Genomic DNA, 25,825 nt, shown 5'->3' on the forward strand with positions numbered 1-25,825 from the left:
GGACGCGATGCATGTCCGACGTCTTGCGGCGACTTTGATCACATCGGTTCGGCCGTCGCTGAACGGCCTCCCCGTCCCTCCAGATCGGGCGACGCTCAGCCGGGTAAAATCCCGTCCGGATCGCCTTGAACGCTTGAGCGGATGCGAGCGCCCAACGCCTGGGTGTCTCAGTCCGTCAGGCGCCGGCGTTCGACATTCCGAAAATAGAAGGTCATTGGCAGGACGTTGCTTGGCGACCGCAGGACCGCGGTGTTCAGGATCCGCTTCGGGACGTTTCCGAGGTCGTTGCTGGCGACGTGCACACCGTTGTTTGCAAGGCCGGCCGAGACGATCCCAGCCGTTAAGACCAGATCGATGTGCCGGCGGATGATCTCCCGCCCGGCCTCAAGCCGCTGCTCGTCGGGCAACGATCGGCCCCTGCGCCACAACTCCATCATTTCGACCAGCTCGGGAGGCGGCTTTTGACCACGCCTGCCATTGGACCTGAACCACTGAGCGTACTCCACGCCCAATAGCGCCCCTGACGCATACGGCGAGGACGGAAAGAGGAAATCCGGATAGATGAAGGGGTCTTCCGAGAAGGTGCTCTGCAGCGTCATCTGGAGTTCGCCGGAGATCATCCGCATTCCGAACAGGGTTCCCTCCAGCTCCCTCAGGTCCACGTCCACACCGATTTCGCGCCATTGTTCGCGGATCATCTCGCCGAGTGCGGCGTAGTCGAAGCCGGATCTTGTCACTGAAACGACGAGCCGCAGCCTTCCGCCGCCGTCGCGACGCAGGCGGAAGCCCGCTTTGTCACGTACGCTGAGACCCAGACTGTCGAGCATGCGGTTCGCACGCTCTGGATCGTGCGTCGCCCAGCGCTGCGCCCAGGCCTCGCCGGGATAATATTTGCAGTCCGGCGCCGGCGTGGACGCCGAGGGCAAAGCCGTTCCGAACAGGAGCGTATCGTTGATTTGCGGACGGTTGAGGGAGAGCGACAGGGCTCGACGGAAGCGCACGTCGGCGAGCAGGGCGCCGATCTCTGGATCCTGCTTGTGATTGAGGTTGAATCGAACGGCCAAGTCCGTCCCCTGGTAGGGATTCATCCCGACGACGTAGTTTGCCCGGCGTCGGTTGGACAACAGGAACGGGAGCTTCGAAACGTAGATGTGCCGGTCCTGGAAATCGAGTTTGCCGGCGGCCGCCTTGAGCACCACCCCGTCCGGGCTCAAGCAGAGCACATGGTCGATATGGTCGACGTAGGGCAGTTGGTTGCCGGCGGTGTCGATCCACACGCAGTACGGATTCCGCGCCAGGCTGAGTTTTTGGGTGTTGATCGGCGAGGTCACGCGCCAGGGCGATGTCACCGGAAGGTCAGGATTCAGCGTCCAGTCGTTTAGGGCCTTGAACCTGAGGGTCCAGTTTGCGAACCCGGCCTCACGAGCCTCGCGATTCAGCTCGTCCTCGCTACGCGCAGAGGCATGGTACCGCTCGAGATAGTGGCGTGGCGCATAGCCCCCCATGCCGCTACGACCGAGGAACGAAGGGCCGCCCAGCTCACTGTAACTGGCCAGGACATCGGCGAGCAGTGGGTAGGCCGCCGGTGAGACGAACTCCACAGTCAGGTCGTCAACCTTGCGAACGACCACATCGCCGTCCGCCATCTGCAGCGTCAGGCTGGGGCCGCCCACAATGCGGCGGTCGAGATACATTCGCTCGTACCAGAACAGAATGTCATCGGCGGAGAACGGCGCCCCGCTGGACCACTTCATGCCGCGCCGCAGCGACAATGTAAGCACCCGCTGGTCCGGACTGAAGGCAAAGTCCTTGGCGATATTCGGGCGAATTTCCTGCCAAGCGAAGTCCCAGGCAAGCAGGCCATCGGGGCCGGACGCGAACCGTCCGATACCCTGACTGTCTTCCGGCCCCACGAAGGCCCGGCGGATCGTCCCGCCGTAGCTGCCGATCTCATGCAGCGGGCGGACAACGATGGGATCCAGTCCGATACGCTCGGCGACGGGGGGCAGGCGCCCCGCGCGCACTTCCCGGGCAAGCATCGGGGCCTCTTGGAAGCGCGCTGGGAACAGACGCGGGTCGCGCACGACCACGGGCCCCTCAAGCGGGTACATCGGGACAGTGGCCCCACCGGCCGGCAAGGGGGCCTTGCGCCCGGGCAGGGGTTCGGGATTCGTCAACTGGCGCCAGGCCAAGCCCGAGAGCCCGATCGCGGAGCCGCCTGCGAGGATCACCGTCCGTCGCAGGATCATTGGACGGGTTCCGGAGCACCCTGCTGGTAAGGCGCCGTGGCCGGCGCGCCCTGGATCCAGTCCCGATTCATGTTCGACCTATTGCAGCGCGACGAGCGCGATTGAGGGCAGACGAAAACGCACCGCGAGGTCGGCGGCAAAGAGTTCGGCAGCCGAACGAGCTGACCGGATTCCAATCTCCCTGCTCCCCACCCGCCACAGGCAGTCGATGGACCCGCAGACGTAAGTCAAGTCGAGCAGGCCGCCTCAACCCTTGATGGTGGAGCACCTTGAGCAACGCCGCATAAAATTCGGCACTCCAAGCTTTGCATTTCTATATTGATGGTCTGCACCGTGTTAGATTCATATGTCGCATTGCGTGGGTGTCGACTTGGTGGGGGTAGATTGTGGGCGGCGTAGACCCTTGGCCATTCATGACCTCACACCTCGACCCTGACCGCGACGTCTTCATTCAGTCTGTAGGGCGAGGGCTCGCCGTGATCCGGGCCTTCGGCCCGGGCCGTAGTCAGCTGACGATTTCCGACGTGGCCAAGGCGGCGCAACTTGACCGGGCCGGCGCCCGACGGATCCTTTTCACCCTCCAGTCGCTCGGCTATGTCGGGGTCGAAGGCCGATTGTTTCACCTGACGTCGCGGGTGCGGGATTTGGCGCGCGGCTATCTCAGCCAGGCGCTTTGGCAAATCGCCCGGCCCCAGCTGGAGCAGCTTGCGGCCACCCTGAACGAGACGGTCTCGGCCGGCGTGCTCGACGGATTCGACCTCGTCTACACGCTGCGGGTGCAGAGGCCGCAGATTTTCGAATTCGACCTCGGCGCAGGGGCTCACATCCCGGCGCACACCTCGAGCATGGGGCAGGTGCTCCTCGCAGCCCTTCCGCCCGTCGACCTCGCGAGCTACATGCGCCAGGTGCGCTTCGAACCGCTGACCGGGACAACACTCATCAGCAAGGAAGCGTTGGCCGAGAGGTTGCAGCTCGTGCGGCGGCAGGGCTGGGGCATCGCGCGGGGGGAGTTCGAGGCCGGGACGACCGGGGTTTCAGTTCCGCTCGTCGATCACGAAGGTTCCACCTTGGCGGCCCTGAACGTCAGCATGACAACGGAACGGGCCAGCCCCGAGTACGTCGAGGGGCAGATCCTCCCCATCCTGACGCAAACGGCGGCGGTGATCACCGCCGCCATCAGTTCGCAGCCCGGCTAGGCCTTATCAGCCCACGACAGTGCGCGGGAGGACGCAGTGCTGATCCTGAGTTGGTCGAGGTCCTTGGTCCCTCTGGTGATGCGCTCGGCCCCCTCCTCCCGCACCATGATCGTGTCCGCATATCGGAAACCGCCGATGCGCGGGATGTAGATTCCGGGTTCGATTGAATAAAGTTCACCGACCTGCAGCGGCCGTTCGGCGAAAGGCAGGTCCTCCGGAAAATCGTGCATGATGACGCCAATGCCGTGGCCGGCTCGCAGCCGGCAATGGGCGCCGTGGCCCGCGCGTTCAATCACGTTCTGGGCGGCCGTTTGGATGCCGTTCACCGGAGCGCCTGGGACCGCCGCCGCAATACCCGCCTCCTGCGCCTCACGCACGCACTCCACATAGCCCACCAACTCGCGGCTCGGCGATCCAACCAACAAGGGTCGCGTGAATTCCGTCGTCATTCCGTTCAGCCGGGTGCTGATCTGCGAGATGAGCACCGTATCCGGTTCGACCCGACGGTCGACGCGCGAGTTCACCGGATTGAGGTAGGCGGAGTCGGGATTTCCCAGCGAGAGGATGCCCATCACGTGGAACGCCGCATCGGGGTGGCGTCGCGCCGCCTCGGCCATGAGCATCGCGGCGACCGAATGATCCGCTTCCCCGGTCTGCCGGCCGGGCTGCAGTTCCTCGCCAAGCCGCTGCATGGCCCATTCGCTGAGCGACGCGCCGGCCCGCATGGTTTCGACCTCTTCAGGGTGCTTTATCCAGCGCAGGCTGCGGAACGATCCCTCGGCCGCATAGAGCGTCGCTTCAGGAAGGCGCTCGGCCACCTTCTTCATCGGACCGCTGAGCGCATCGACGGCGATGCGCGCCCGACCGAGCCCAGCCTTGGCCAGACCCTTGGCGACCATCTCGTCCCAGTTGCCCGTATTCCACGGGTTATGGCGCTCGGCGAGCGGCGTATCCGCGTAGAAGGCCAGCTCGTCCACCCAGAGTTGCTCAGCATCGAACGCCGCAGTCGCCGCTGGACCGCTCATGTCGGCCAGGAAGGCAAGCGCCCGCCCTTCCTTGGTGACGACAACCAGAATGGGCCGCTCCCAGGTCTTCTCGATGATCTGGAAATTGAACGCCCACTCAGCCCATTCGGCGCTGGTGAAGGCGATCGCATCACAGTCAGACTCGCGCATGAACGACTGCATGCGCTTATGACGATAAGCCCTCACGGCACGGCTCAGTCCAGGCAAGTTCAACCTCCTCTTTGCTGCTGGTGTCCCAGTCGAACCGCACAAGACCAGCTCAATCAAAATGTTCGGCGGGCGAACTTATGTTCATCTAGAGATCATGGGCACGTTGGCAGCAGATATTTGCCCTGATGATCTTTCCTATTAAGTTTATTCTGTTCTTGATTTGAGTTACTCTAAGTAGATGTGGGATCTGCGTCGCGGCGCTCAGCGTCTGAAGGCTGGCGCGGGGCCTATCCGGACGCGTACGCGCGCGCCGCTCCGCTGCAGTCGCCCACGGCGCCGCCCTGTGCGCCAAGATCAGGACGAAGCCGAAATGCCAGGCGCGCCAGCCCCAGCGCAGCGTCTTCGGCGGTGAGCGGGCCGCCAAACCCTCATCCATCTGCCGATCACACCGGCTCTGCAGCGCACCCCGGGGCAGGTCTCGCGCAGCCGGTGCAACGCTTCCCTAGTGACGCCACGTCGCAGCCCGGCGACCACGGTCCCGATCGCCATGAGACCCATTCCGCATCGCCGGAAAGAGCTCCGTGCCGACCTGGGCGGCCACCAAGCCCACATGCGTCGCTTCGAGCGCCGGCAGCATGGGCTGCCTCATCTGCGCAGCGGACGGCTCATCCCGGCGCCGCCTTCGGCGGTGGCGTCTCTGGCGGCCGCAGCCGAGCCTCATCGCAAGGTTCACGCCCCGTCGCCGACGCCTTGCTTCGTGACAGGACGAGGATCACCGGCGCGCTGGGCGCGCCAAGCTGTTCGATAAGCGAACTCGCATTTGCGGAAACGCCAACCGGACGCTGTCCGCGTAACGGGATTCCGGAGTCAGTTCCGTAATTGTCGCCGCTGTGTCATAAATTGTTGAAGTTCAACGTCTCGGGACAGCCTGGACCTCTTTTCGCGAAGCTGGGTAGTGATGACGCCGCCTACATCTCTCGTCGTTCAGACGGACGATTCGGACGTCTCGCTTCAGGACGTCCTTGATACCCAGGACGGCTTTATCCTGTCGTTGGCCCGCGGCTTATCCGTGATCGAGGCCTTCCGGCCAGGTTGCGAACGCATGACCATGGCGCAGGTGGCGACCGCCTGCGGCCTGACGCGCGCCACCGCCCGGCGGTTCCTCCACACCCTCTGCACTCTCGGTTATGTGCGATCCGAGGGGCGCTTGTTCGGTCTCACGTCGCGCGTGATCGAGTTGGCCGCCGGTCACCAGAGCAAATCGATCTGGGAGCTCGCGCAGCCCATCCTCGATGAGGTGGCGGCGAGCCTGAATGAACCGGTCTGGGCCGGGGTCTTGGACAGCGGGGACGTCGTCTGCAAAGTCCACGCGCGCGCGCCGAAGGTGGTGCAACTCGTCATCGCGCGTCGCATCGGCCTGCCGGCAGCCTCGACGGCAATTGGCCGAATGCTTCTGGCGCGGCTGCCGGATGCGGAGCTCGATCTCTACCTCGCCACCGCGCGTCTGCAGTCGTTCACGCCGAACACGGTGACCGATATCAGCGAACTGCGCCGCCGCCTTGAGTCTGCGCGCCGCCAGGGCTGGTGCCTGGAGCGCTCGGAGGTCGACGAACGCTTTGCCTGCGTCGCGGTGCCCGTGACGGACCATTTCGGCGCCACGATCGCCGCGTTAAAGGTCGTGATGTCCGCTGCGCGCGCGACGGACGAGTTCGTGCAAGATGTGGCGGTGCCGCAGCTGAGAAAGGCTGCGGAAGAGATCCTCGCAGCTCGCGATGCAGGCGGCGCGGCGTCGGAACCTTCGGCTTTCACGCCGAACTAGACGCCTCCGCGTCGTCGGGCGTGGTCGAACAGGTCCGAAAACTGACCGTCAACTTGCATCTGCGGTCGATTTGTGGGTTGCGAGAACTTCGGATTTCGCCGACGGCAAACGACACGGCCGAACAATTTCACAGGACTCAGACTGGCGGCCTTGGCCACGCGTGAGGGTTTGAAGCTGGCTATCTGCGGCTGGCCGCGCTCAGTCAGGCCGACGCGCGAGGCCCCGTTGCCGCTTCGACCCGCGAGTTCTTTCTGATGGCGTCGCGCCTGATGCCGAGCGTGTTCCGACGTCCGAACCCGCGCGCCAGCGGGACGCGCCCAGCCTGTGGATCCTGTCAACACAAGCCCCAGCTCCGGTCCGCCGCCCTGGAGCGCTAGCTTCAGGCCCGCGCGTGCAAACGGCGAGGAGGGCTCGGCCAGCTGTCGCAGCGACCGAACCCTCCCTGCATGTCCTCGTCACGCGCTTACCCGCCGCCGCCACTCCGGGTTCGAGATTCCGCTCACGCCTGGTGGTCCTTCGGCGATCGGAGCACGGGAGAGGATGTGCGTGTCAGCGTTGAGGCCTCAGACGTCCGAAGGGCTCGCGGCCCCAAGGCCGTGGGGCTAGCGCTTGACGGCGACCAGCATGATCTCGACCAGATAACGCCCGATCAACTCGGCTCCGACACAGGTGCGTTGCGGCCAGTGGGCCGGGTCGGCGCCAACCCATCGATCCCAGGCTCGGTCGAACACGGGCTTGTCCTTGAGGTCAGCCAGGTGGATCGACGCCGAAAGGATGCGCGTACGATCAGCGCCGGCGTCAGCCAGGAGCCGATCGAGTTTGGCAAACAGATCTGTCGTCTGCACTTCGATGTCGGGCGCATCGGTGTCGGCCACGCCCGCGAGCCAGACGAGGTCGCCCAGGATGCTCCCAGCGCTGCGCCCCTTCACGTGCTGCCAGGGATGCGGCACACGTTTGATAGTGCGGATGGCGGTCATGATTTCAATCCCGGTCGACGGAACCCGGGACGATCCCGCAGGTCCTCAAACCTGAACTGTTCCCGAGGTGGCCCCGCCACGGCAAAATGTTTGGCGAGCGTCCCGCGTGTTCGCTACGCGGGCGCCTCGACGGGTGGAATTGGTCGCTCTGAGGACCGCGCGCCGCAGCGGCCTCAGGCGCGGAACTGCAGGCTGAGGATGGGCGGCGGGCCGTCGCATTCCAATCCATGCCGCCCCCCCGATCGGGCGCCCGTCGATGATCATCGTGCGTCGACAATCGGGCGATCTGCTAGCTCGCCCTGGTCGGTGACCGTCCTCCCAGACGCATCTCCTCACCGGCGTCCCGCGGCAGGCCAAGGTATTCCGGCAGCGCGAGCAGCCCTGCCGCGCCGATGGCCAGGAAGGGCAGGATGAAGTCATTGGCCGTCAAGGCTGCGTGGCTGTGCCCTCGCGCGAGCGATAGGGCGACGGCTCCGAAGGTGACGCCGATACATAGGGTCAGCTGCTGGGTCATGGCGCTCAAGGTCGAAGCGCGACCGCTGTGCTCGGGTGGTACGCCCGAATAGGTGAGCGCCGAGGACGCGATGAAGTGTGTTACGCGCAGGAATTCGCCGACCGCCGCCAGCGCGAAGATGACGATGCTGGGGGTCCACGGCCGGTAGAACCCCGGGAGGCTCGAGCAGATTGCGCTTCCCAGAGCAAACACCACCAGCGTGGATCGGAAGCCCATCCGCCTGATGGTGGTCGGTCCCACGAAGCGCCCGAGCAGCGACCCCACGGCGGCGACGAGCATGACCAGCCCACTCTCGAAGGGCGACCAGCCGAGCGCGCTTTGCAGAAGCAGTGGCAACAGGAAGGGCAGCGCCCCCAGCCCGATGCGGATCGCGCCCGCGCCCAGGATGGTGGCGCGGAACGACGGAATCCGGAACAGCGCCACATCGAGAATGGCGCCCTCGGTGCGCAGCATGTGGCGAACCATAACGATGTTGATGGCCGCCGCGAGGACCGTCGCCGGCAACCACACGCGCAGTTCGACCCCGGCGCGCCCGATCAGCTCGGTCACGCCCATCAAGGAGCCCACAGCCAAAATTGCGAGCGCCGCGCCGGCCCTGTCGAACCGGCCGGGGTTCGGCAGCGCCAGCGGCGGCACGAGGCGACGGACGATGACGAAGCCCAAGACGCCGACCGGGATGTTGATCAGGAACAGCCAACGCCAACTGGCGAACTCGATCAGCAAACCGGCGAGCGGCGGGCCGATCAGCGGTCCGATCATGGCCGGAATGGTGAACCAGTTGAGGGCCTTGACGAGTTCGCTCCGTGGCGCCGTCCGCGCCACGATCAGACGTCCGACGGGGGTCATTAGGCCGCCGCCCAGGCCCTGCAGCATCCGGGCAAGAACGAGTTGTTCAAAACTGTTCGCCAGCGCGCAGCAGGTCGACCCCAGGAGGAAGACCGAAAGCGCGGTCAGGAACACGCGCCGTGCGCCGTACCGATCCGCCAGCCAGCCGCTCAGGGGGATCAGCATGGCCGCCACGATCAAATAGGCCGTGAGCGCGAGCTTGAATTTGACTGGGCCGACGTGGAACTCGCGCACGAGCGTGGGCAGCGCAGTCGCCAGGGCGCTCGTGTCCGTCAGCTCCATGAACAGCCCGCAGGAGACCGCCAGGGCGATCAGCGTTGCGGGCGCGGACCTCCGCGATCCTTCGGACCCTCGGATATCGGTCATGACGTTGAATTCCGATGGACGGACCCCGGGACAAACGCCGCCGATCCTTATGCGAGGATGGTCCCCGAGCCGGGCCCGCGGCGGCAACGTGTTTGGCTGGCGAATCTCATGTTCGCACGGCGAGCGCGCCGGCGGGTGCGATCGGGCGCCCGGGACTCGGCGGCGGCCGCAACGGCCTCAAGCGCTGAACCGCATCCCGAACATGAGCGCCAGCACCACCCAAAAGCTCGAATAGAAGGTTCGCCAACCCAGCTTCATGCTGCGTGGCGGAAAGCAAAGCCACCAGGTCATCATCCAGATCCCCACCAGCGCGCCCGCGACAAAACAGACGCCATACGGCGTGTACAGCCTTGGCAGCAAGCCGTTGGCGACGCCTCGGGCGACCCCGGTGACCACGGTGCCGACGACAAACAGGCCGACAATCTTGCGCACCTCTGTGTTGCGAAGTTCGCCCTGGACACGCTCCAGCTCGCCCATGCGTCTCAGCCGCGGCCACAGCACGAGCTCTGTGTAGAGCACCGTTCCAAACCAGAAGGCGGCGCAGACCACGTGGGCGTATTGCAGGATGTAGTTGACGTAGATCATGTCTGGGCGCGCCCTCCCGACGGGGTGCGAAGGTTGCGGCGATCCCGCGCCGCGCGGCTCCGTCCGATCATGCGCCCACCCCCGGCAAGGTCAGGTCCTCAGCCCGGTGACATCGCACCGAACGGCCGGGTTCGACCTCCCGCCACGTCGGCGCGACGTCCCTGCAGCGCGCTTCCGCGAACGGGCAGCGCGGATGGAAGTAGCAGCCGCTCGGCGGGTTTCGCGGACTGGCGACCTCGCCGGCCAAGGGACGGGGCCCGCCGCGCCGGCTTGGGTCCGGCTTCGGCACGGCGGCGAGGAGGCTGGCGGTGTAGGGATGCAGCGGGCGCTGGAACAGGTCCTCGCAGGGTCCCTGCTCCACCATCTGGCCGACGTACATGACCGCCACCTCGTCGGCCACGTGCTTGATCACCGCGAGGTCATGCGAGACGAAGAGATAGGACAGGCCGAGGGCGTCCTGCAGGTCGAGCAGCAGGTTGAGGATTTGCGCCTGCACCGACACGTCAAGCGCTGAGACGGCCTCATCGGCCACGATCAGACGCGGGCTGAGCGCGAGCGCCCGCGCGATGCCGATCCGCTGCCGCTGGCCACCGGAGAAGGCGTTCGGATAGCGGTTCGCGTGATCGCGCCGCAAGCCCACCAGCACGAGCAACTCGTCTACCCTAGCATCGATCCGGGCGCGGTCCCGCCAGCCGTGGATGACCAAAGGCTCGGCGATGATGTCGCGGACCTTCATCCGCGGATTGAGCGAGGCGTAGGGATCCTGGAAGACCATCTGGAACTCGGACCGTAGCGCGCGCAGTCGGCGAGCCGGTAGCGCCGCGAGGTCAACGGATTCGCCGGCCGCTGTGCGGAAGACTACCCGACCAGTACTTGGCTCGACCGCCCTCAGCACGCAGCGCGCTATCGTCGTCTTGCCGCATCCGCTTTCGCCCACCAGCGCCAGGGTGCGCCCGCGACGCACGTCGAAACTGACGTCGTCGACCGCCTTGACCCCGCCCGACCCGGCGTCGCGTCGGTTCGCGCCATAGGTCTTGCCAAGCCCGGTGACGCGCAGGACGACGTCCGCCGGCAAGGCGTCGAGATCGCGAACGCCGGGGTGCGGTTGGCTCATGTCCACGGCAGGGCTCACGCGACTTCGGGACGCAGCGCCGCGTCCGTATAGAGGTGGCAGGCCACCGCGTGGCCGGGCGCCAGCGTCAGCGGCGTGGGCTCGATGCGATCGCACAGGCCGCTGATGGCTTTGGCGCATCGGGGATGGAAGGGGCAGCCCGAAGGCTGCGCAAGCGGATGCGGCACCGAGCCTCGCAGCGTGGACAGCCGTGTGTGGGGTTTGGCGAGCGGATTGGGCATCGAGCGCAGCAGCGCCTGAGTGTAGGGATGCTTGGGTGATCTGAAGATCGCGGCCGCCGCCCCCTGCTCAACGACTCGGCCCAGATACATCACCACGACGTCATCCGCGGTTTCTGCAATCACCCCGAGGTCATGGGTGATCAGCAGCAGAGCCATCGCGCTGCTGTCACGCAGCTGCCTGAGGAGATCGAGCACCTGGGCCTGGGTGGTCACATCGAGGGCGGTCGTGGGCTCGTCCGCGATCAGCACCGAAGGCCCGCAGACCAGCGCCATCGCGATCATGGCCCGCTGCCGCAGCCCGCCGGACAGCTCCCAGGCGTACTGTCCCATGATAAACTCTGGATGAGGCGTCCCGACCTGGGCGAGCTGTTCGATCGCTCGACGACGCGCGGCGGCGCGGTCGAGCGGCAGGTGCAGACGGATGGTCTCCACGATCTGGTCGCCGATTGTGTGCACCGGGCTGAACGAGGTCATCGGCTCCTGGAACACCAGGCCAATGTCGCGCCCGCGGATCCCGCGCATTTCACGACCGTGCTTCGGCAAGGTCGCAAGGTTCCTTACCTGGTTGTCGCGGGACAGCAGGATACGGCCGGAGTCGATCCGTGCGTGCTTGTCCTCGATGCGGAGGATGGCGCGGGCCGTGACGCTCTTGCCGCAGCCGCTCTCCCCCACCACGCCCAGCGTGCGCCCGGGCCGGAGGTCAAAGCTAATCCCATTCACCGCGCGCACGACGCCTTCGTCTGTGCGGAACGAAACGTGCAGGTCCTGCACGGAGATGAGTGGCTCGCCCTGGGGGGGGGGAATTCGCTCAGGCATAGGGGTCCGCAGCGTCTCGAAGGCCGTCCCCGATGAAATTGAACGCGAGGATCGCCGCCGCTGTGGGCGCGACCGGCCAGAGAAGCCAGGGCGACAGCGCCAGCGCTTCAAGGTTCTGGGCGCCATTGAGCAGCACGCCGAGCGAAATTGCAGGCGGCCGTAGCCCGAGGCCGAGGAAGCCGAGCGCCGTCTCGCTGGCGATCATCGCTGGAATCGCCAGGGTTGTTGTGGCGATTATGTGGCTGGTGCAGGCGGGCAACAGATGCACCAGCATGATGCGTCCAGGACCACTGCCGGCCAGTTCGGCGGCCAGGACGTAGTCTTCGTTGCGTAGCGCCATGATTCGTCCGCGCAGCTCGCGCGCGAGCTCTGTCCAGCCGATCAAGGCAATGATCAGGGTGACTGTGAAGTAGACCGCGGTGATGCTCCAGGTGGCCGGGATGGCGGCGGCCAGCCCCATCCAGAGCGGAATCGTGGGGATGGCGCGGAGGATCTCGATGAGCCGCTGGATCAGCAGATCGACCAGACCTCCGTAGTAGCCCGAGATGGTCCCCATCACGAGGCCAAGGCTCAGGCTCAGCGCCACGGCCGCCAGGCCGATGACCAGCGACGTGCGTATCGCCAGCAAGATCCGGGAGAACAGGTCGCGGCCCAGCGAGTCCGCGCCCATTATAAATAGCGCCCCTTCAGAGGCGGGCCGTCCCGACACGCCGATAAGGTGCCGATCGGCCTTGAACCCGAGAATGCGATACGTGTAACCGTGCGCCCACAGCACCACCGGGATGCGCGTGGCGGGGTCCGGCGCGTAGCGCATCTCGAAGGTCTGCGGGTCGCGCCAGCGGTGGAGCGCATGCACGTGTGGCGCAAAGTGGCCGTCTTCAAACAAGTGGATCGGCTGGGGCGGCACGAGGGGGCGCCCGGGATTGGGTGCGGCTGGATCCGCGTAGGCCAGGAAATCTGCGAACACGACGACGAGGTAGAGGAGGGCGACCACCACCGTGCTCACGGCGGCCAGACGATGCTTCAGGAATCGCCGCCGGATCAGCGTCCATTGCGAAGCTCCGGGCACGAGCTCAGCCATTGGTTGCGGTTCTAGCGGAGCAATGAGCAGCTGTGTCGACATCGCTTTAGGCCGCGAGCCGGATGCGGGGATCAAGCCACGCGAGGAGCAGGTCTGAAACCAGTGTCCCCAGGACAGTCAGGGTGGCCAGAATGAGCAGGATGCCGCTGGCGAGGAACATGTCCTGAGCCTGCAACGCCCGGAGCAGCAAGGGCCCCACAGTGGGCAGATTCATCACGAGAGAGACGATGATGCTGCCGGAGACGAGCTGGGGAAGCGTCATGCCGATAGTGCTGACGAAGGGGTTGAGCGCCACGCGAAGCGGATACTTCAGGATCAGATTGAGCTCGCGCATGCCTTTGGCGCGCGCCGTAACGATGTAGGGCTTCTCCAACTCGTCCAGCAGGTTCGCCCGCAGCACCCGGATTAGGCGAGCGGTCGTGGCGAGCCCCAGGATCAGCGCTGGCGTCAGCAGATGCCAGAGCAGGTCAAGCCCTTTTCCCAGGCTCGGCGGTGCGGTCGCGTATTGCGGCGAATGCACCTCGCTGAAGTCGAGGTTGAACCAACGGTACCCGACGTACATGACGCCAAGCGAAAGGAGGAAGTTGGGCAACGCCACGCCCGTGAGTCCAAGGGTCGCGAAGAAATAGTCCCCGGGCGTCCCCCGGTTGGCCGCGCAGTACACAGCAATCGGAAGGGCCAATATCCAAGAGAGCGCGAGCGCGGTAAGCGAGAGCAGCAGCGTCATGCCAATCCGCTCGCCGATCAGGTCGGCCACCGGGCGGCCCCAGTCGAGCGACCAGCCCAGGTTTCCGCGCAGCACGCCCCAGGCCCAGTGGGCGTAACGGATGAACATCGGCTGATCCAGTCCGTAGTCCGCCCGCAGCCGCGCCAGGTCGTCGCCGGAGCCGATAGCGCCAGATTGTGCAAGCTGAGCAACGTAGCTGGAGACGAAGTCCCCCGGCGGCAGCTGAATGATGACATACGAGATCACTGAGATGACCCAGATCGTCACCACGCTGAGGGCCAGCCGGCGGAGGATGAAATTCGAAACTGACCCCATGCGCTTACGAGCGACACTCCGAAACCCCGTCCGGACTGGACGGGCAGGCTCACTAAGACCCGGCCGCTGCGGCCGCACAAAATGTTCGCCAGTCGAACCACGGTTCGGGATTACGTGGCCCCAGTCAAATATGTCGGCTGCTGGCAAGCTCTTGAATAATGATCATTATCAACGGGGCTTGGCGACACCTATCTAGCTGCTGAGGCGAGGTTCCTGAGCCGGAAGGGCAGCCTCCATAACGAATAGATGGCGGACGATTTGAGCGCGCAACTCCCGACCCTCAGCGAACGGCTTGCAACCTGGGCCTGCGAGCTTTCGTTCGACGATATCCCCCAAGATGTGGTCGCGCGCCTGAAGACGGCCATAGGTCAGGACCTGGTCATGGGGCTCATCGCGCACGACGACTGGCAGACGGAGCGCGCGCTGCGGTTCATCCAGGGCGAGGGGGGCTCTCCGGGCCGCTGCTGCGTTCTTGGGCGGGCGGAGCGCGCAGCGCCCATCGATGCGGCCTACGCCAACGCGGCGATGATCCGGGCCCTTCGGCAAGAGGACAGCCTCATGCCGTCCGGGATACACGGGGTGGCGATCACTTTGCCCGTGGCGCTCGCCCTCGCCGAACAGCACGGCCGATCCGGCGCCGACCTGCTCACTGCGATGGTGGCGGGGTGTGAAGTGGCTGCGGTCTTGGACCGCGCCGCGCCCGAGAAGCGCATGGTCCGGACCTCTTCCCACACCTATGGCGCGTTCGCCGCCGCGATCGCCGCGGCGCGGCTTCTCGCACTCGATATCGGGCAGACGGCGACGGCGCTCGCCTATGCCGGGAACATCGCGGCTATGATCCAGCTGGGGTTTGAGGATCACCAGTACTCTGTACTGGCCCGCAACGGCATGACCGCAGCCTATCTTGGGCAGGCGGCAGCCCCCGCGCCGAGGGATGCACTTGAAGGCTCACCGGGGTTCTATGAGGCTCAGCTCGGCGGCGCTCCTGAAACCTTCGAACCCGCGCTCGCCACGCTGGGCGTGGACTTCGCCCTGACGGGGCTGGTCCTGAAACCGGCGCCCGGAACGCTTAACAGCGGCGTCGCCGTGATCCTGATGTCCCGCATCGTCGCTGAGCATGGCCTTACGGCCGAGCAGGTACGGCGGATCGTCGTGTCCCGGGCGTTTGAGTCCAACGATCCCGTCAAGCATGCGAAGGGCCCGTTCATCCTTGACTACGCGGGCTCCTCGATGCCGTTTGCGTTCGCGGCGACCTTGCTCGACGGCGGTATCACCTTGGACCGCTTCAAGAACCCCAACGTGCCAGAGGTGTTCGACATCACGAAAAAGGTCGAGTTCCGCCGCTTGGAAGGCGTGAACGAAGGCCTTCAGCAGATTGAAGTCCACACCATCGACGGGAGGATCCTCCGTGCCGAAGGAGATTACCGTTTGTTACGCAACACAAACCTGGAAGAGATTGTCCGATTCCATGGCAAGGGGCCCGACACGGCCCAGCTGAAGACGCTCACGTCGATCGTCGGTGACCTGGAGCATCTTGCGGACATATCGCCCCTCTTCAGCTGTCTGGCGAAGACGCCAGCCTTCCGCGCCGCCATCGCCCCGCGGCCGACTTGAAGCGGTCCGTAATCTACGGCGATAAGACCGAGCGCGAAGGCGGCCCGCTCACCGATGTCGCCAAGTGTCGGCGATGAGCACAGGGCCGCGGGATTCCGCCACCCTCATCGCGGCGCGCGGCGTCCGGGGTTTCGGGGACGGCTTCACGGCCCTGCTGTTGCCCGTCTATCTGACGAGCCTTGGCTACAGCGCTTTCCGCGTCGGCGTGCTGACCACCGCGACGCTGCTGGGCTCCGCGGCGCTCACCCTGGCGGTTGGGCTGGCCGGTCACCGGTTCCCGGCCAAGCGGCTGCTGTTCGCCGCCTGCGTGCTGATGGCGGCGACCGGGCTCGCCTTTTCACAAGCCCACGCATTCTGGCCCCTGGTGATCGTGGGGTTCGTCGGCACGCTCAATCCGTCGGGGGGCGACGTCAGCCCGTTCCTGCCGCTGGAGCAATCGCTGCTCGCCCACGCGGGTCCGCCGTCGCAGCGCACCCGACTGTTCGCCCGCTATGCCCTTTCCGGGTCGCTGATGGCGGCGCTCGGCGCGCTCAGCGTGGGGCTGCTGGATCCGTTGAGGGCCACCGGGCTGTCGAGGCTGACGCTCATCGAATGGGCGTTCGCCGTCTACGGATTGCTGGGCCTAGTCAGCTTCCTGCTTTATCGGCGCTTGCCCGACGAGCCGGCGGAGACCGAGACGCCGCGCACGGCGCTTGGGCCCTCACGTAACAGAGTGCTGGGGTTGGCGGCCCTCTTCAGCCTGGATTCTTTCGCCGGCGGCTTCCTCGTGCAGTCGCTGTTCGCGCTGTGGCTGTTCCATCGCTTCGGGCTTTCCCTGACCGCGGCCGGAGCCTTCTTCTTCTGGACCGGCGTGCTTGCGGCGCTCTCGCAACTGGCCGCGCCGTGGCTCGCCAAGCGGGTCGGACTGGTGAACACCATGGTGTTCACCCACATCCCGGCGAACCTCTGCGTGATGGCCGCGGCCTTCGCGCCAAACCTGCCCACAGCCTTTTCCCTGTTGTTCCTGCGCGCCCTTCTGTCGCAGATGGATGTGCCGGCCAGGACCTCGTACGTGATGGCCGTCGTCACCCCGGCCGAGCGCGCGGCCGCCGCCGGCGTGACCAATGTGCCGCGCAGCCTGGCCTCGGCGCTGAGCCCGGCGCTGGCGGGGTTTATCTTCAGCGCCAGCCCGTTCGCCTGGCCGCTGGTGATCGGCGGGGGCCTGAAGATTGCCTACGACCTGCTGCTGCTCTGGCGCTTCCAGAAGGTCCGACCGCCGGAGGAACGCGACCCTTAGCTGAGGCGCCGCGGAGAAAGCTTCGCTTCCCCCACATTGCGACGAACGTCAGGTCGAGACCGTCGCGGGCGATCGCCTTTTCCAGAGCAGACTTCGGATCGTTGTCTTGCAGTTCAGATGGCGCCGGGGGTCATCGCCCTGCCATCGAGCGCTTGGCGTTGGCCGATTTGACGTGGATCGGCCAGGGACCTGCTCTCCCGCCGACCTCGGCCACTTTGACGCGTCGGCTGAGCACCAGCGTCGGCGCTCCATCCGGGCCTGCGCCCGCCTGATCGCGCGATCTGGGCCGCGGCCGAGCAGCGGCCTCTTGATCGGATGTTCGATCCGACCGCTGCAGCAGCGCGCCTTTCCGCGTGGTTCAGGCGGCGACAAACAGAAGGCCGAGCGAACCGGCGACGGCCGGGTGGACGATTCTCCCGCCCACCACGTTCAGGCCAGCGGCGAAGCCCGGATCTTCGGCAAGCGCGCGCTCAACGCCCTTCTCGGCCAGGGCAAGGACGTATGGGGTGGTCGCCGCGCCCAGGGCATAGGTGGAGGTGAGCGGCGCCGCGCCAGGCATGTTGGCGACGCAGTAGTGGACGACGCCATCGACCTCGTACGTCGGCTCGGCGTGGGTGGTCGGTTTGGAGGTCTCGAAGCAGCCACCCTGGTCGATGGATACGTCGACCAACACCGAACCCTTACGCATCAGTTGCAGGTCCTCGCGGCGGATCAACTTGGGGGCCGCCGCGCCGGTGACCAGGACGCAGCCGATCACCAGGTCGGCGGTCGGCAGCAGTTCCAGCAGAGCACCGCGCGACGACAGCAGAGTGCGGGCGCGGCCCTGGAAGTTGGCGTCCAGTTGGGCCAGACGGCTGGGTGAAATGTCCATGATCGTCACGTCGGCGCGCATGCCAACCGCGATTTCGGCGGCATTGAAGCCCGAAACACCGCCACCGAGAATGACCACATTCGCCGGAGCCACGCCGGGCACGCCACCCATCAGCAGGCCACGCCCGCCGGCCGGGGCCAGGAGGCAGGCCGCGCCCACCTGGGCGGCCATGCGGCCGGCCACTTGGCTCATCGGCGTCAGCAGCGGCAAGCCGCCTTTATCGTCGAGGATGGTCTCGTAAGCGATGCAGGTGGCGCCCGACGCTATCAGGCCCTTGGCCTGGACCGGATCCGGAGCCAGGTGCAGATAGGTGAAAAGGATGTGGTGCGGCTTTAGGAGCGCGATCTCGTACGCTAGCGGCTCCTTGACCTTCACGATCAGCTCGGCGGCGTTGAAGACGTCGGGCGCGTCCGGAACAATCGTGGCGCCGGCGGCGGCGTAGTCGGCGTCCGACAGGCCCACGCCCGCGCCGGCCCCCGATTGCACGAACAACTCGTGGCCATGGGCGACAAGTGTGGCGACGACTGCAGGCGTCAAGCCCACCCGACGCTCAAGCTTCTTGATCTCGGTGACGGTTCCAATCCGCATAGCGCGCGCTCCAGTGAAATTCGATAGAGGAGACTATGCGGACGCGCGGAGTGAAACCTTGATTTTTCACGCTCCATACATCACTGATGCGCAATGATCTTGCATCATCGGTATTAGAAATGGCGAAATCCTCAAACCCGATTGACGCCTACGACAAGGTCTTGCTTCGGCGACTCCAGGATCATGGCCGAGCAACCAATGTGGAGCTCGCCGAGGCCGCCAACCTGTCTGAAAGCGCCTGTTTCCGCCGAGTCCGGGCGCTGGAAGACGCCGGTATCATCACCGGCTACGCTGCGACGGTCGACCCTCAGGCGATCGGCCTGGGATTGACGGTCTATGTCTCGATTACGCTCGCGAGTCAGGCGCAGGACGTGCTGGCGGCCTTCGAGGAGGCTGTCGCAAAAGCCCCCGAGATCGTCGAGTGCCACCTGATGACCGGCCAGGCGGACTACATCATTCGGGTCGTGGCCGCGGACGTCGAAGATCTGGAGCGGCTTCACGCAAAGGTGCTGACTCGCCTGCCCGGCGTGGCGCGGCTGAACTCCTCGATCGCATTGCGCAGCGTCGTCCGCCGAAACGCCTTGCCGATTCGATAGGGCGCTCGGCGGACGAGACGGCCACACGTCTGGAGGATCCCGGAGAACCCGGGTGATGGCGCTCGCCGCCCTGCGGCGCTGGTGGACGCGGCGCGCGTCAACCCAGGGCGGCTGACGCACCCCCGTCGGCTACTTGGCGATGGTCGGCTTGATCTTCGCGCCCGGCTTGACGGCGTCGGTGCCGCGCTTCACCACATAGTCCCCCGGCTGCAGGGCCCCGAAGACTTCCAGCGCGCCGCCGTCGCTCATGCCGGTGGCGACGTCGACCCAGGCGGCGACCCCGTTGGCGACCTTGATCACGAACTGGCGCTGCTGGTCGTTGGCCACGGCGCTCGAAGGCACCCGAAGGGTCGGATAGGACCGCGTCACCGGCCACAGCACGGTCGCGAAAGCGCCCGGCGTCAGTTCGCCCTTCGGATTGGCGACATCGGCCTCGACACTCATGGTGCGGGTGCGGTTATCGAGCGCGTCGGCCATCCGCACGATCGGCGCGTTGAAGGTCTGGCCCGGCAGGGTCGGGACCGTGAAGCTCATGGACTGGCCCGGCCGCGCGCTCTGCACGCTGGCTTCCGGAACCGACACGACCAACCTCAGCCGGTGAGGCGTGACCATCTGCAGGATGGGTTGGGCGCCGGCCCCGCCTTGCGGACCCACGAGGGCGCCGGGATGCAGGTTGCGGGCGGTGATCACCCCGTCGAAGGGCGCGCGGATCTCGAGGTAGGCCCCGAGTTGACGGGCCGCCGCGGCGCTTTCCGACGCGGCCTTCACTTGCGCCGCGTCGCTGGCGGTGGCCTGCTTGGAGATGTTCACGTCGTTCTCGGCGACCACGCCGGGCGTCTTGGCCGCATTGGCGAGCCGTTCGTAGGTGGCGCGGTCGCTGGCGAGCTTGGCCTCGGCCCCGCTCAAGGCGGCCTGGGCCTGGCCCTGCTGGGCGACCACCTCGGGCGCCGTCAGCCGGACCAGCAACTCGCCCTGCTTCACCTTCGAACCGCGATCGACCCGGATCTCCTGGATGAAGCCGGCGACCTTCGGATAGAGGTCGACGCTCTCGTAGGGCAGCAACTGGGCCGGCAGGGCGGTCTTGGTCGAGAGCACCAAGCTCTTCACCGCCACGACATCGGTCGCCAAGGGGGCATCGGCCGCAGCGGCTTGCGGCGGCGGCGTCTTCGGTCCGCAGGCGCAAAGCGCCAGGGCCGACAACAGGAGAGCGGGGGCGAGCTTCATTGCGGGGTGTCCAGGGCTAGGGCCACTCGGCTCGTGGGATCGTCAGGATCGAGGGAGACCGATCCGAGCGGCGCCCTGCGCTGCACGAGACCATAGACGCTGGGCAGCAGGAACAGCGTCGCCGCGGTGGCCGCGAGCAGGCCGCCGATCACGGCGCGGCCCAGGGGCGCGGTCTCTTCGGCGCCGGCGCCGAGGGCGAGCGCCATGGGCGCCATGCCGGCGATCATCGCCAGACTGGTCATCAGCACCGGGCGTAACCGCTCGGAGGCCGCACTGCGCGCCGCGTCAAAGGAGGTCTGGCCGGCGCGGCGATTGCGCTCGGCAAAGGTGACCAGGAGGATGGCGTTGGCCAGGGCCACGCCGACGACCATGATCATCCCCATGAAGCTCTCCAAGTTGAGGCTGGTGGCGGTGAGGAACAGAAACAGCATCGATCCGAACAGCACCGCGGGCACGGTGGAGAGCGCGATCAGGCTGAGCCGCAGCGATTGGAAGTTGGCGGTGAGCAGCAGCAGCATGACCAGGATCGACAGGCCCAGGCCCACCGACAGGTTCGAGAAGATCTGGCGCATGACGCTCACCTGACCGCGCACGTCGACGGTGACCCCCTTGGGCGGCGTCCCCGCCCGGGCGATGGCCGCATCGATCGACTTGGCGGCGCGCCCGAGGTCGGGCCCGGTCAGGTTGGCGGTAATGCTGACCAGCCACTGCCCGTTGCGGCGGTCGAGTTCACCCGGCACGGTCTGCTGTCGGATATCCGCCACTTGGCTGAGCAGCAGGTCGCTGCCGCTGGGGCCGGCCACCGGGATCGCCGAGACCGCCGGCAGCGAGGTCATCGCCGCCTGCGGGACCTGCACCTGGACCTGGTAACTGATGCCCGACTTTGGATCGCGCCAGTAGTTGGGGGTGACGAAACGGGTCGAGGCGGTGGCGGCGACCACCGCGCGGCCGACCTTGTCGGCGGTGGTCCCGAGCTGGCCGGCGACCACCCGGTTGATGCGCACGTCCAGGTTCGGATAGTGCAGCGACTGGCCGAACTTGAGGTCGGCGATGCCGCCGGCGCCATTCAGCTCCCTGCGCAGCTTGCCAGCGAACTGCTCCACGTCGCCGTAGGTCGGCCCCGTGACGGCGATGTCGACGATGGAGCTGGTCCCGAAATTGAGGATCTGGCTCACCAGGTCGCCAGGCTCGAAGGAGAACTGCGCGCCCGGGAACTGCCCCGGCAGCACCTTGCGCAGTTTGTCGGTCAGCTGGCGGACGCTGACGCCCGAGCCGGGCTTCAGGGCGATGTTCATCACCGCCTCATGCGGCCCGCCGGTCCACAGGAAGACCAGGTTGATCGGGTAGGACGAGCCTTGGACGCCGACGTAGCTCAGGGAGATGTCGACCGCGCCCAGGCCGGCTTCCCGGCTCACCGTGCGCAGCACCTGCTGGGCCATGGCCTCGGTGACCGCGATGCGTGTGCCCTCCGGCGCGTCCATGCGCAGCCGGATCTGGTTGGCGGCGGCGGACGGGAATATCTCCGTGCGGATGAAGACCGTAAGGAGGATCAGCAGCAACGGGATCCCGATCGCGTAGAGCGCCAGCACGCCGGTGCGGCGCTTGGCGACACCGTCCTGCGCCCTGACGAAGCGCGCCCGGAACCGGGCGAACCGTCCGTCCTCGCCATCGCCCGCCGCCGGCGCGACGCCGTGCTCCGGCCCGGCCGCCGCGTGATCGCCGGGTTTCAGGAACCAGACCGAGAGGATGGGGATCAGGGTGCTGAACAGCAGATAGGCCGCGCCGATCGAGAAGCCGACCGCCAGCGAGAGCGGCACGAAGAGCGCCCGCGCCGGCCCGGCCATGAAGAACGACGGGATGAACACCGCCAGAATGCAGGACATCGCCACCAGGCGCGGGATCGCCACCTCGCTGCTGGCGTCGACCACGGCGCGGGCGACCTGTGAGCCGCGCGCCATATGGACGTGGATATTCTCCAACAGCACTGTGCCGTCGTCGACCAGCACCCCAACCGCCAGCGCCAGGCCGCCGAGCGTCATGATGTTGATGGTCTGGCCCGCCGCCCAGAGCGCGACGACCGAGGCCAGCAAGGCGAACGGGATCACGACCACCACGATGAGCGAACTGCGCCAATCGCGCAGGAACAGCAGCAGCATCAGGCCGACCAGCACCGCGCCGAACGCCGCCTCGCGGACCACCGACCACAGCGCGTCGGTGACGTAGCGCGACTGGTCGAACTGATAATTGACAGTGATGTCGTCGGGCAGCAGCGCCTGGAAGCGCGGCAGGTTCTTGCGCACGTCGTTGACGACCGCGATGGTCGAGGCGTCCGGCCGCTTGGTCACCGGGATGTAGACCGTGCGCTTGCCGTCGATCAGGGCGTAGCCGGCCGGGATATCGGCGCCGTCGGCGACGGAGGCCACATCGCGCAGGTAGACGGCAGTGTTCGCCCCGTCCCGCACCGGGATGTCCAGGAGCGCGCTGGTGTTGGTCACCGTGGAGTCGGTGGTCACCAGGGTCTGCAGCGAGCCGATGTTGGCGACCCCGGCGGGCTGGATGCTGTTGCCGTTGACCAGGGCCTGCAGCACGTCGTCGGCGGAAAGGCCGAAGCCGCGCAGCTTGTTGGGATCGACGTTCACCAAGATCGAGCGCTGGTTGCCGCCGAACGGCGGCGGCGAGGAGACGCCCGGCAGGGTCGCGAACTGCGGACGCACCTTGTTGAGCGCCGCGTCCTGAATCTCGCCCAGGGTCTTGGTGGGGCTGGTGAACACCAGATAGCCCACCGGCAGGGTGCCGGCGTCGTAGCGGACCACGAAGGGCGATACGGTCCCCGGCGGCATGAAGGCCCGCGCGCGGTTGACGTAGGAGATCGTCTCCGCCAGCGCCTCGCTCATGTTGGTGCCGGGGTGGAAGTTCAGCCGCAGCAGGGCCGCGCCCTGGATCGACTTGGCTTCCACGGTCTCGATGCCGTTGATGTAGAGGAAGTGGTACTCGTAGTAGTACGAGAGGAAGCCCTCGATCTGCTGCGGGCTCATCCCGCCATAGGGCTGGGCCACATAGATGACCGGCGAGTCCAGGTCCGGGAAGATGTCGATCTTGCTGCGGCTGATCGCCAGCACCGAGGTGAGGGCCAGCGCCAGCACGATCACCAGCAGCATGATCGGACGACGTAGGGCGGCGCGCACGAGCCACATGTCTGGACCTCCCGTCCCTACTTCGGCGCCGCGGCGCGCAGCGGGGCCATGTCACCCTGCGCCGCCGCCAGGCCGGCGAGCGCGCGCCACACATTGAGCCGTGCAATCGCGTCCTGGCTTTCGGCCTGGGCGAGAACCGCCTCGGCCGCGGTCACGTCGACGGCGGTCGCCAGGCCCGACTGGAAGCGCGCCCGCTGCTGGGTCTCACCAAGTCGCGCCGCCTGCAGGGCCACCGGCGTGATCTTGGCGATCTCCCGGGCGCTGGTCAGCGTCGACTGGGCCTGGGCCAACTGTTCGGTCAGGTCGCCGAGCGTTTGCTGGTAGCGGTCGCGCTCGGCCCGCACGCGAGCGCGCTGTGCGCCTTCCTGTGCGCCGAAGCTGAACAAGCTCCCCAGCGGTACCGTCACCTGCACCCCGACCGCCCAGTTGCCGACGTCAGGATTCAAGCCGGCGTCGCCGCCGCGGTAGTCCCCGGTCGCGGTCTTGCCGCCGCCGCGGCCAGACGCGCTGCCGACCATGTCGATCTGCGGGGCGAAGGACCGGTCGAGGGCGCGCAGCTGCGCGTCCTGTTGTTTGACACGCGCCGCTTCCGCCAACGCCGAAGGATGGGTGTCGACGCCGCGCGCCGACGCCGCCCCGATCTCTGCCGGCGCCTCATTCAAGGGGGCGTCGTCGATGATGATCTGGGAGGCCGGCCGATTGACCAGCTTGGCCAGCGTGGCCTGCTGCTGCTCGACGTTGTTGCGCGCGCTGATCAAGGTGGCTCGGGCCAGGGCCTCCGCCGCATCGGCCTGGGCGGCCTCGACGCCGGCGCGCAGCTTGTTATCGACCAGCACGTGGCTCGCGCCGGCGAACGCCTGCAGGCGCTCAAGATTGGCCTGCGCGACCTTCGCCAGGGACTGGGCCGCCGCCAGGTTCATGTAGGCGTTGCTGGTCGCCGTCAGGACCTCGAGCCGCGTCAGCGCGACCGATTGGCTGGCGGCGTTGGCCGCCTCCCGCGCGGCGTCGACCTTGGCGGCGCGGTAGCCGAAGTCGAACGGCCGCCAGGTCGCCAGCACGCCGTCGCCGCTGTTCCACACGCTCTTGCTGCTGCCGGCCAGGACGGGACCGGAGATCGACGGGATCACAGACTGTGGCAACAGCAGACCGGTGAAGTTGTTCACCGTGGATTTGTTGATTTGGTAGAGCAGATTGACCTGCGGCAGGTAGGCGGCTCGGGCCACATCCACGTCGCGCTCGGCCGCCACCCGCTGTTCCAGCGCCGCCTTCACCGATGGATAGTTGGCCGAGGCGTAGTCGAGGGCGTCGGCCAGGCCGAGACGCCCGGCGGCCGGCGAGCTGGCCTGGGCTTCGGCCGCCGAGGCCGCCATCGCCAGCATCAGCCCCGCGGCGGCGAGGCCGGCGCAACGCAAACGATCAAAGCCAGGCGTTTCCATGGGCATCGCCTAGCCAAGGCGCGCCCGGGCGCATTGCGACGTGGTTCTGCCGGTTGTCGCCCAGACGGCGATGATACCAAATCCCCCGAACCTCGGCCGGCCCTGCGGCACCGATGTTGCTTGCGTGTTTGCTAAGGTCGTGCGGCCCCCAGCCGCGGCCGGGTCACGTTTCTTGGACCACTTCCCGGAAGAGCTCACGCAGCTTCCCGTCGGCCAGTTCGAGCGCCTCGGCGCCGAGCTCCGTCGCCCGGTAGACACGCCGGAACGTACGACCAGCGCGGGTCTTGGTGGAGGTGAGATAGCCGCGCCGTTCCATCGCGTGCAGCATCGGATACAGCGTCCCGGCGCTCATCCGGTAGCCGTGGCGGCCAAGCTCCTCGATCATCCACTGGCCGTAGACGTCCTCCTTCACCGCGTGGTGCAGGATGTGCAATCGCACGAAGCCGGCCAGAAGATCCTGGTGTTCCATGGCGCAACGATAGTCGCCCAACCGCGTCTCGGGAATCGTTACACACCATCCGCTTTCGATATCGGAATCAGAGGGTGTTGGAAAGATGGCGCGAACCGCACGTTTCGCCGCCGCCGCCGCACGTGAATTGGCGCCTTGTCAGGGCGTACGTCTCGCCCGTCACGTCGCGACCCCGGACCTGGCCCGCAAGAACGGCGGATAGAGCCGAGGTCCAAGAGGCGCAGCACAGCCGTCCGTTCGGAAAGCGCCATCTCCTTCAAGCTCGGGCGCTGGGCCGGGTGGGTGACCGCGGCCACCATCTCATAGGTCACCGGCTCGTCCGCCGGAAAGCCGCAGATCGCCTTGGCCTCGGGGGAATAGATCATCTCGTTGGTGAGCAGCCGCCATTCCCAGACGCCCACCGCGGCGGCCTTGGTGGCCAGCTCCAGTCGCGCCTCGCTGGCCTGCAGCGCTGCCTGGCCGCGCACCAGCATCCGCGCGCGGGCCCGGAACAGCTCGGCGAACGCCACGATCGAGCCGGCCGAGGCGAAATAGAGCA

The 25,825-nt window shown here is 66.7% G+C and carries 19 protein-coding genes and 1 pseudogene; 5 read left to right on the forward strand and 15 right to left on the reverse strand.

All coding sequences use genetic code 11. The features are described from left to right. Nucleotides 1-167: 167 nt before the first annotated feature. Nucleotides 168-2,249, reverse strand: a complete 2,082-nt coding sequence (locus tag VHS75_RS13600; protein ID WP_329639154.1) for an ABC transporter substrate-binding protein — start codon at nt 2,247-2,249, stop codon at nt 168-170. A gap of 413 nt (nt 2,250-2,662) precedes the next feature. Here VHS75_RS13600 and VHS75_RS13605 point away from each other — a divergent pair, with 413 nt between their 5' ends. Next, complete coding sequence (locus tag VHS75_RS13605; RefSeq protein ID WP_329639155.1) at nt 2,663-3,445, forward strand: IclR family transcriptional regulator domain-containing protein; 783 nt, start codon at nt 2,663-2,665, stop codon at nt 3,443-3,445. On the opposite strand, the gene VHS75_RS13610 is transcribed toward VHS75_RS13605, so the two are convergent. Next, nucleotides 3,442-4,632, reverse strand: coding sequence for a M24 family metallopeptidase (locus VHS75_RS13610; RefSeq protein WP_329639156.1), 1,191 nt, complete (start codon nt 4,630-4,632; stop codon nt 3,442-3,444). The genes VHS75_RS13605 and VHS75_RS13610 overlap by 4 nt on opposite strands. A 946-nt stretch (nt 4,633-5,578) precedes the next feature. On the opposite strand from VHS75_RS13610, the gene VHS75_RS13615 reads away from it, so the two are divergent. Then, nucleotides 5,579-6,439 carry an IclR family transcriptional regulator domain-containing protein gene (locus VHS75_RS13615; RefSeq protein ID WP_329639157.1) on the forward strand — a complete coding sequence of 287 codons (861 nt, stop codon included), beginning with the start codon at nt 5,579-5,581 and terminating at the stop codon, nt 6,437-6,439. Nucleotides 6,440-7,041: 602 nt separating this feature from the next. Here VHS75_RS13615 and VHS75_RS13620 read toward each other — a convergent pair. The 7 genes from VHS75_RS13620 to VHS75_RS13650 all read right to left on the reverse strand — a co-directional run bounded on the left by VHS75_RS13620 (nt 7,042) and on the right by VHS75_RS13650 (nt 14,019). After that, nucleotides 7,042-7,416 (reverse strand): RidA family protein, encoded by a 375-nt coding sequence (locus VHS75_RS13620; protein WP_329639158.1) that lies wholly within the window; start codon nt 7,414-7,416, stop codon nt 7,042-7,044. Between the two features lie 289 nt (nt 7,417-7,705). After that, nucleotides 7,706-9,142 (reverse strand): MFS transporter, encoded by a 1,437-nt coding sequence (locus VHS75_RS13625; protein WP_329639159.1) that lies wholly within the window; start codon nt 9,140-9,142, stop codon nt 7,706-7,708. A gap of 177 nt (nt 9,143-9,319) precedes the next feature. After that, a complete protein-coding gene (locus VHS75_RS13630) occupies nt 9,320-9,727 on the reverse strand; it encodes a hypothetical protein (RefSeq protein ID WP_329639160.1) in 408 nt (135 codons plus the stop codon). Nucleotides 9,728-9,794: 67 nt separating this feature from the next. Further along, entirely contained in the window at nt 9,795-10,841 is a 1,047-nt protein-coding gene (locus tag VHS75_RS13635; protein ID WP_329639161.1) for an oligopeptide/dipeptide ABC transporter ATP-binding protein, read from the reverse strand. 14 nt (nt 10,842-10,855) lie between these two features. Continuing rightward, nucleotides 10,856-11,851 carry an ABC transporter ATP-binding protein gene (locus VHS75_RS13640; protein WP_329639162.1) on the reverse strand — a complete coding sequence of 332 codons (996 nt, stop codon included), beginning with the start codon at nt 11,849-11,851 and terminating at the stop codon, nt 10,856-10,858. A gap of 37 nt (nt 11,852-11,888) precedes the next feature. Further along, nucleotides 11,889-12,977: an ABC transporter permease gene (locus tag VHS75_RS13645; RefSeq protein WP_329639163.1), complete on the reverse strand. Its 1,089-nt coding sequence runs from the start codon at nt 12,975-12,977 to the stop codon at nt 11,889-11,891. Nucleotides 12,978-13,023: 46 nt separating this feature from the next. Further along, complete coding sequence (locus VHS75_RS13650; RefSeq protein WP_329639164.1) at nt 13,024-14,019, reverse strand: ABC transporter permease; 996 nt, start codon at nt 14,017-14,019, stop codon at nt 13,024-13,026. Nucleotides 14,020-14,265: 246 nt separating this feature from the next. Between VHS75_RS13650 and VHS75_RS13655 the strand changes: the two genes are divergently transcribed. Next, a complete protein-coding gene (locus VHS75_RS13655; protein ID WP_329639165.1) occupies nt 14,266-15,633 on the forward strand; it encodes an MmgE/PrpD family protein in 1,368 nt (455 codons plus the stop codon). Nucleotides 15,634-15,706: 73 nt separating this feature from the next. Then, a complete protein-coding gene (locus VHS75_RS13660) occupies nt 15,707-16,909 on the forward strand; it encodes an MFS transporter (protein ID WP_329639166.1) in 1,203 nt (400 codons plus the stop codon). A 358-nt stretch (nt 16,910-17,267) separates the two neighbouring features. Here the strand turns inward: VHS75_RS13660 and ald are convergent, their stop codons facing one another. Next, nucleotides 17,268-18,368, reverse strand: coding sequence for an alanine dehydrogenase (gene ald, locus VHS75_RS13665; protein WP_329639167.1), 1,101 nt, complete (start codon nt 18,366-18,368; stop codon nt 17,268-17,270). An 86-nt stretch (nt 18,369-18,454) separates the two neighbouring features. Between ald and VHS75_RS13670 the strand changes: the two genes are divergently transcribed. Continuing rightward, nucleotides 18,455-18,964, forward strand: a complete 510-nt coding sequence (locus tag VHS75_RS13670; RefSeq protein ID WP_329639168.1) for an Lrp/AsnC family transcriptional regulator — start codon at nt 18,455-18,457, stop codon at nt 18,962-18,964. Between the two features lie 129 nt (nt 18,965-19,093). Here VHS75_RS13670 and VHS75_RS13675 read toward each other — a convergent pair whose 3' ends face one another. The 5 genes and pseudogenes from VHS75_RS13675 to VHS75_RS13695 form a co-directional block, all read right to left on the reverse strand. After that, nucleotides 19,094-20,188, reverse strand: a complete 1,095-nt coding sequence (locus VHS75_RS13675) for an efflux RND transporter periplasmic adaptor subunit (RefSeq protein ID WP_329639169.1) — start codon at nt 20,186-20,188, stop codon at nt 19,094-19,096. After that, nucleotides 20,185-23,382, reverse strand: coding sequence for an efflux RND transporter permease subunit (locus VHS75_RS13680; RefSeq protein WP_329639170.1), 3,198 nt, complete (start codon nt 23,380-23,382; stop codon nt 20,185-20,187). Before VHS75_RS13680 ends, VHS75_RS13675 begins: the two co-directional genes overlap by 4 nt. Before the next feature lie 17 nt (nt 23,383-23,399). Then, on the reverse strand, nt 23,400-24,818 hold the full coding sequence (locus tag VHS75_RS13685; RefSeq protein ID WP_329639171.1) for a TolC family protein: 1,419 nt from the start codon (nt 24,816-24,818) through the stop codon (nt 23,400-23,402). A gap of 163 nt (nt 24,819-24,981) precedes the next feature. Then, on the reverse strand, nt 24,982-25,287 hold the full coding sequence (locus VHS75_RS13690; protein WP_329639172.1) for a PadR family transcriptional regulator: 306 nt from the start codon (nt 25,285-25,287) through the stop codon (nt 24,982-24,984). A gap of 38 nt (nt 25,288-25,325) precedes the next feature. Further along, nucleotides 25,326-25,825, reverse strand: a pseudogene (locus VHS75_RS13695) (hypothetical protein); the annotation flags it as partial.

It is taken from the genome of Phenylobacterium sp., from assembly GCF_036264965.1.
Lineage (GTDB): Bacteria > Pseudomonadota > Alphaproteobacteria > Caulobacterales > Caulobacteraceae > Phenylobacterium.

Coding starts and splice junctions, on each gene's coding strand:
- VHS75_RS13635 (WP_329639161.1), bottom strand. CDS start 10,841: ATGAGCCAACCGCACCCCGGCGTTCGCGATCTCGACGCCTTGCCGGCG.
- VHS75_RS13615 (WP_329639157.1), top strand. CDS start 5,579: ATGACGCCGCCTACATCTCTCGTCGTTCAGACGGACGATTCGGACGTC.
- VHS75_RS13670 (WP_329639168.1), top strand. CDS start 18,455: ATGCGCAATGATCTTGCATCATCGGTATTAGAAATGGCGAAATCCTCA.
- VHS75_RS13625 (WP_329639159.1), bottom strand. CDS start 9,142: ATGACCGATATCCGAGGGTCCGAAGGATCGCGGAGGTCCGCGCCCGCA.
- VHS75_RS13680 (WP_329639170.1), bottom strand. CDS start 23,382: ATGTGGCTCGTGCGCGCCGCCCTACGTCGTCCGATCATGCTGCTGGTG.
- VHS75_RS13605 (WP_329639155.1), top strand. CDS start 2,663: ATGACCTCACACCTCGACCCTGACCGCGACGTCTTCATTCAGTCTGTA.
- VHS75_RS13600 (WP_329639154.1), bottom strand. CDS start 2,249: ATGATCCTGCGACGGACGGTGATCCTCGCAGGCGGCTCCGCGATCGGG.
- VHS75_RS13645 (WP_329639163.1), bottom strand. CDS start 12,977: ATGGCTGAGCTCGTGCCCGGAGCTTCGCAATGGACGCTGATCCGGCGG.
- VHS75_RS13610 (WP_329639156.1), bottom strand. CDS start 4,632: ATGCAGTCGTTCATGCGCGAGTCTGACTGTGATGCGATCGCCTTCACC.
- VHS75_RS13630 (WP_329639160.1), bottom strand. CDS start 9,727: ATGATCTACGTCAACTACATCCTGCAATACGCCCACGTGGTCTGCGCC.
- VHS75_RS13685 (WP_329639171.1), bottom strand. CDS start 24,818: ATGGAAACGCCTGGCTTTGATCGTTTGCGTTGCGCCGGCCTCGCCGCC.
- VHS75_RS13690 (WP_329639172.1), bottom strand. CDS start 25,287: ATGGAACACCAGGATCTTCTGGCCGGCTTCGTGCGATTGCACATCCTG.
- VHS75_RS13655 (WP_329639165.1), top strand. CDS start 14,266: ATGGCGGACGATTTGAGCGCGCAACTCCCGACCCTCAGCGAACGGCTT.
- VHS75_RS13620 (WP_329639158.1), bottom strand. CDS start 7,416: ATGACCGCCATCCGCACTATCAAACGTGTGCCGCATCCCTGGCAGCAC.
- VHS75_RS13675 (WP_329639169.1), bottom strand. CDS start 20,188: ATGAAGCTCGCCCCCGCTCTCCTGTTGTCGGCCCTGGCGCTTTGCGCC.
- VHS75_RS13650 (WP_329639164.1), bottom strand. CDS start 14,019: ATGGGGTCAGTTTCGAATTTCATCCTCCGCCGGCTGGCCCTCAGCGTG.
- VHS75_RS13660 (WP_329639166.1), top strand. CDS start 15,707: ATGAGCACAGGGCCGCGGGATTCCGCCACCCTCATCGCGGCGCGCGGC.
- ald (WP_329639167.1), bottom strand. CDS start 18,368: ATGCGGATTGGAACCGTCACCGAGATCAAGAAGCTTGAGCGTCGGGTG.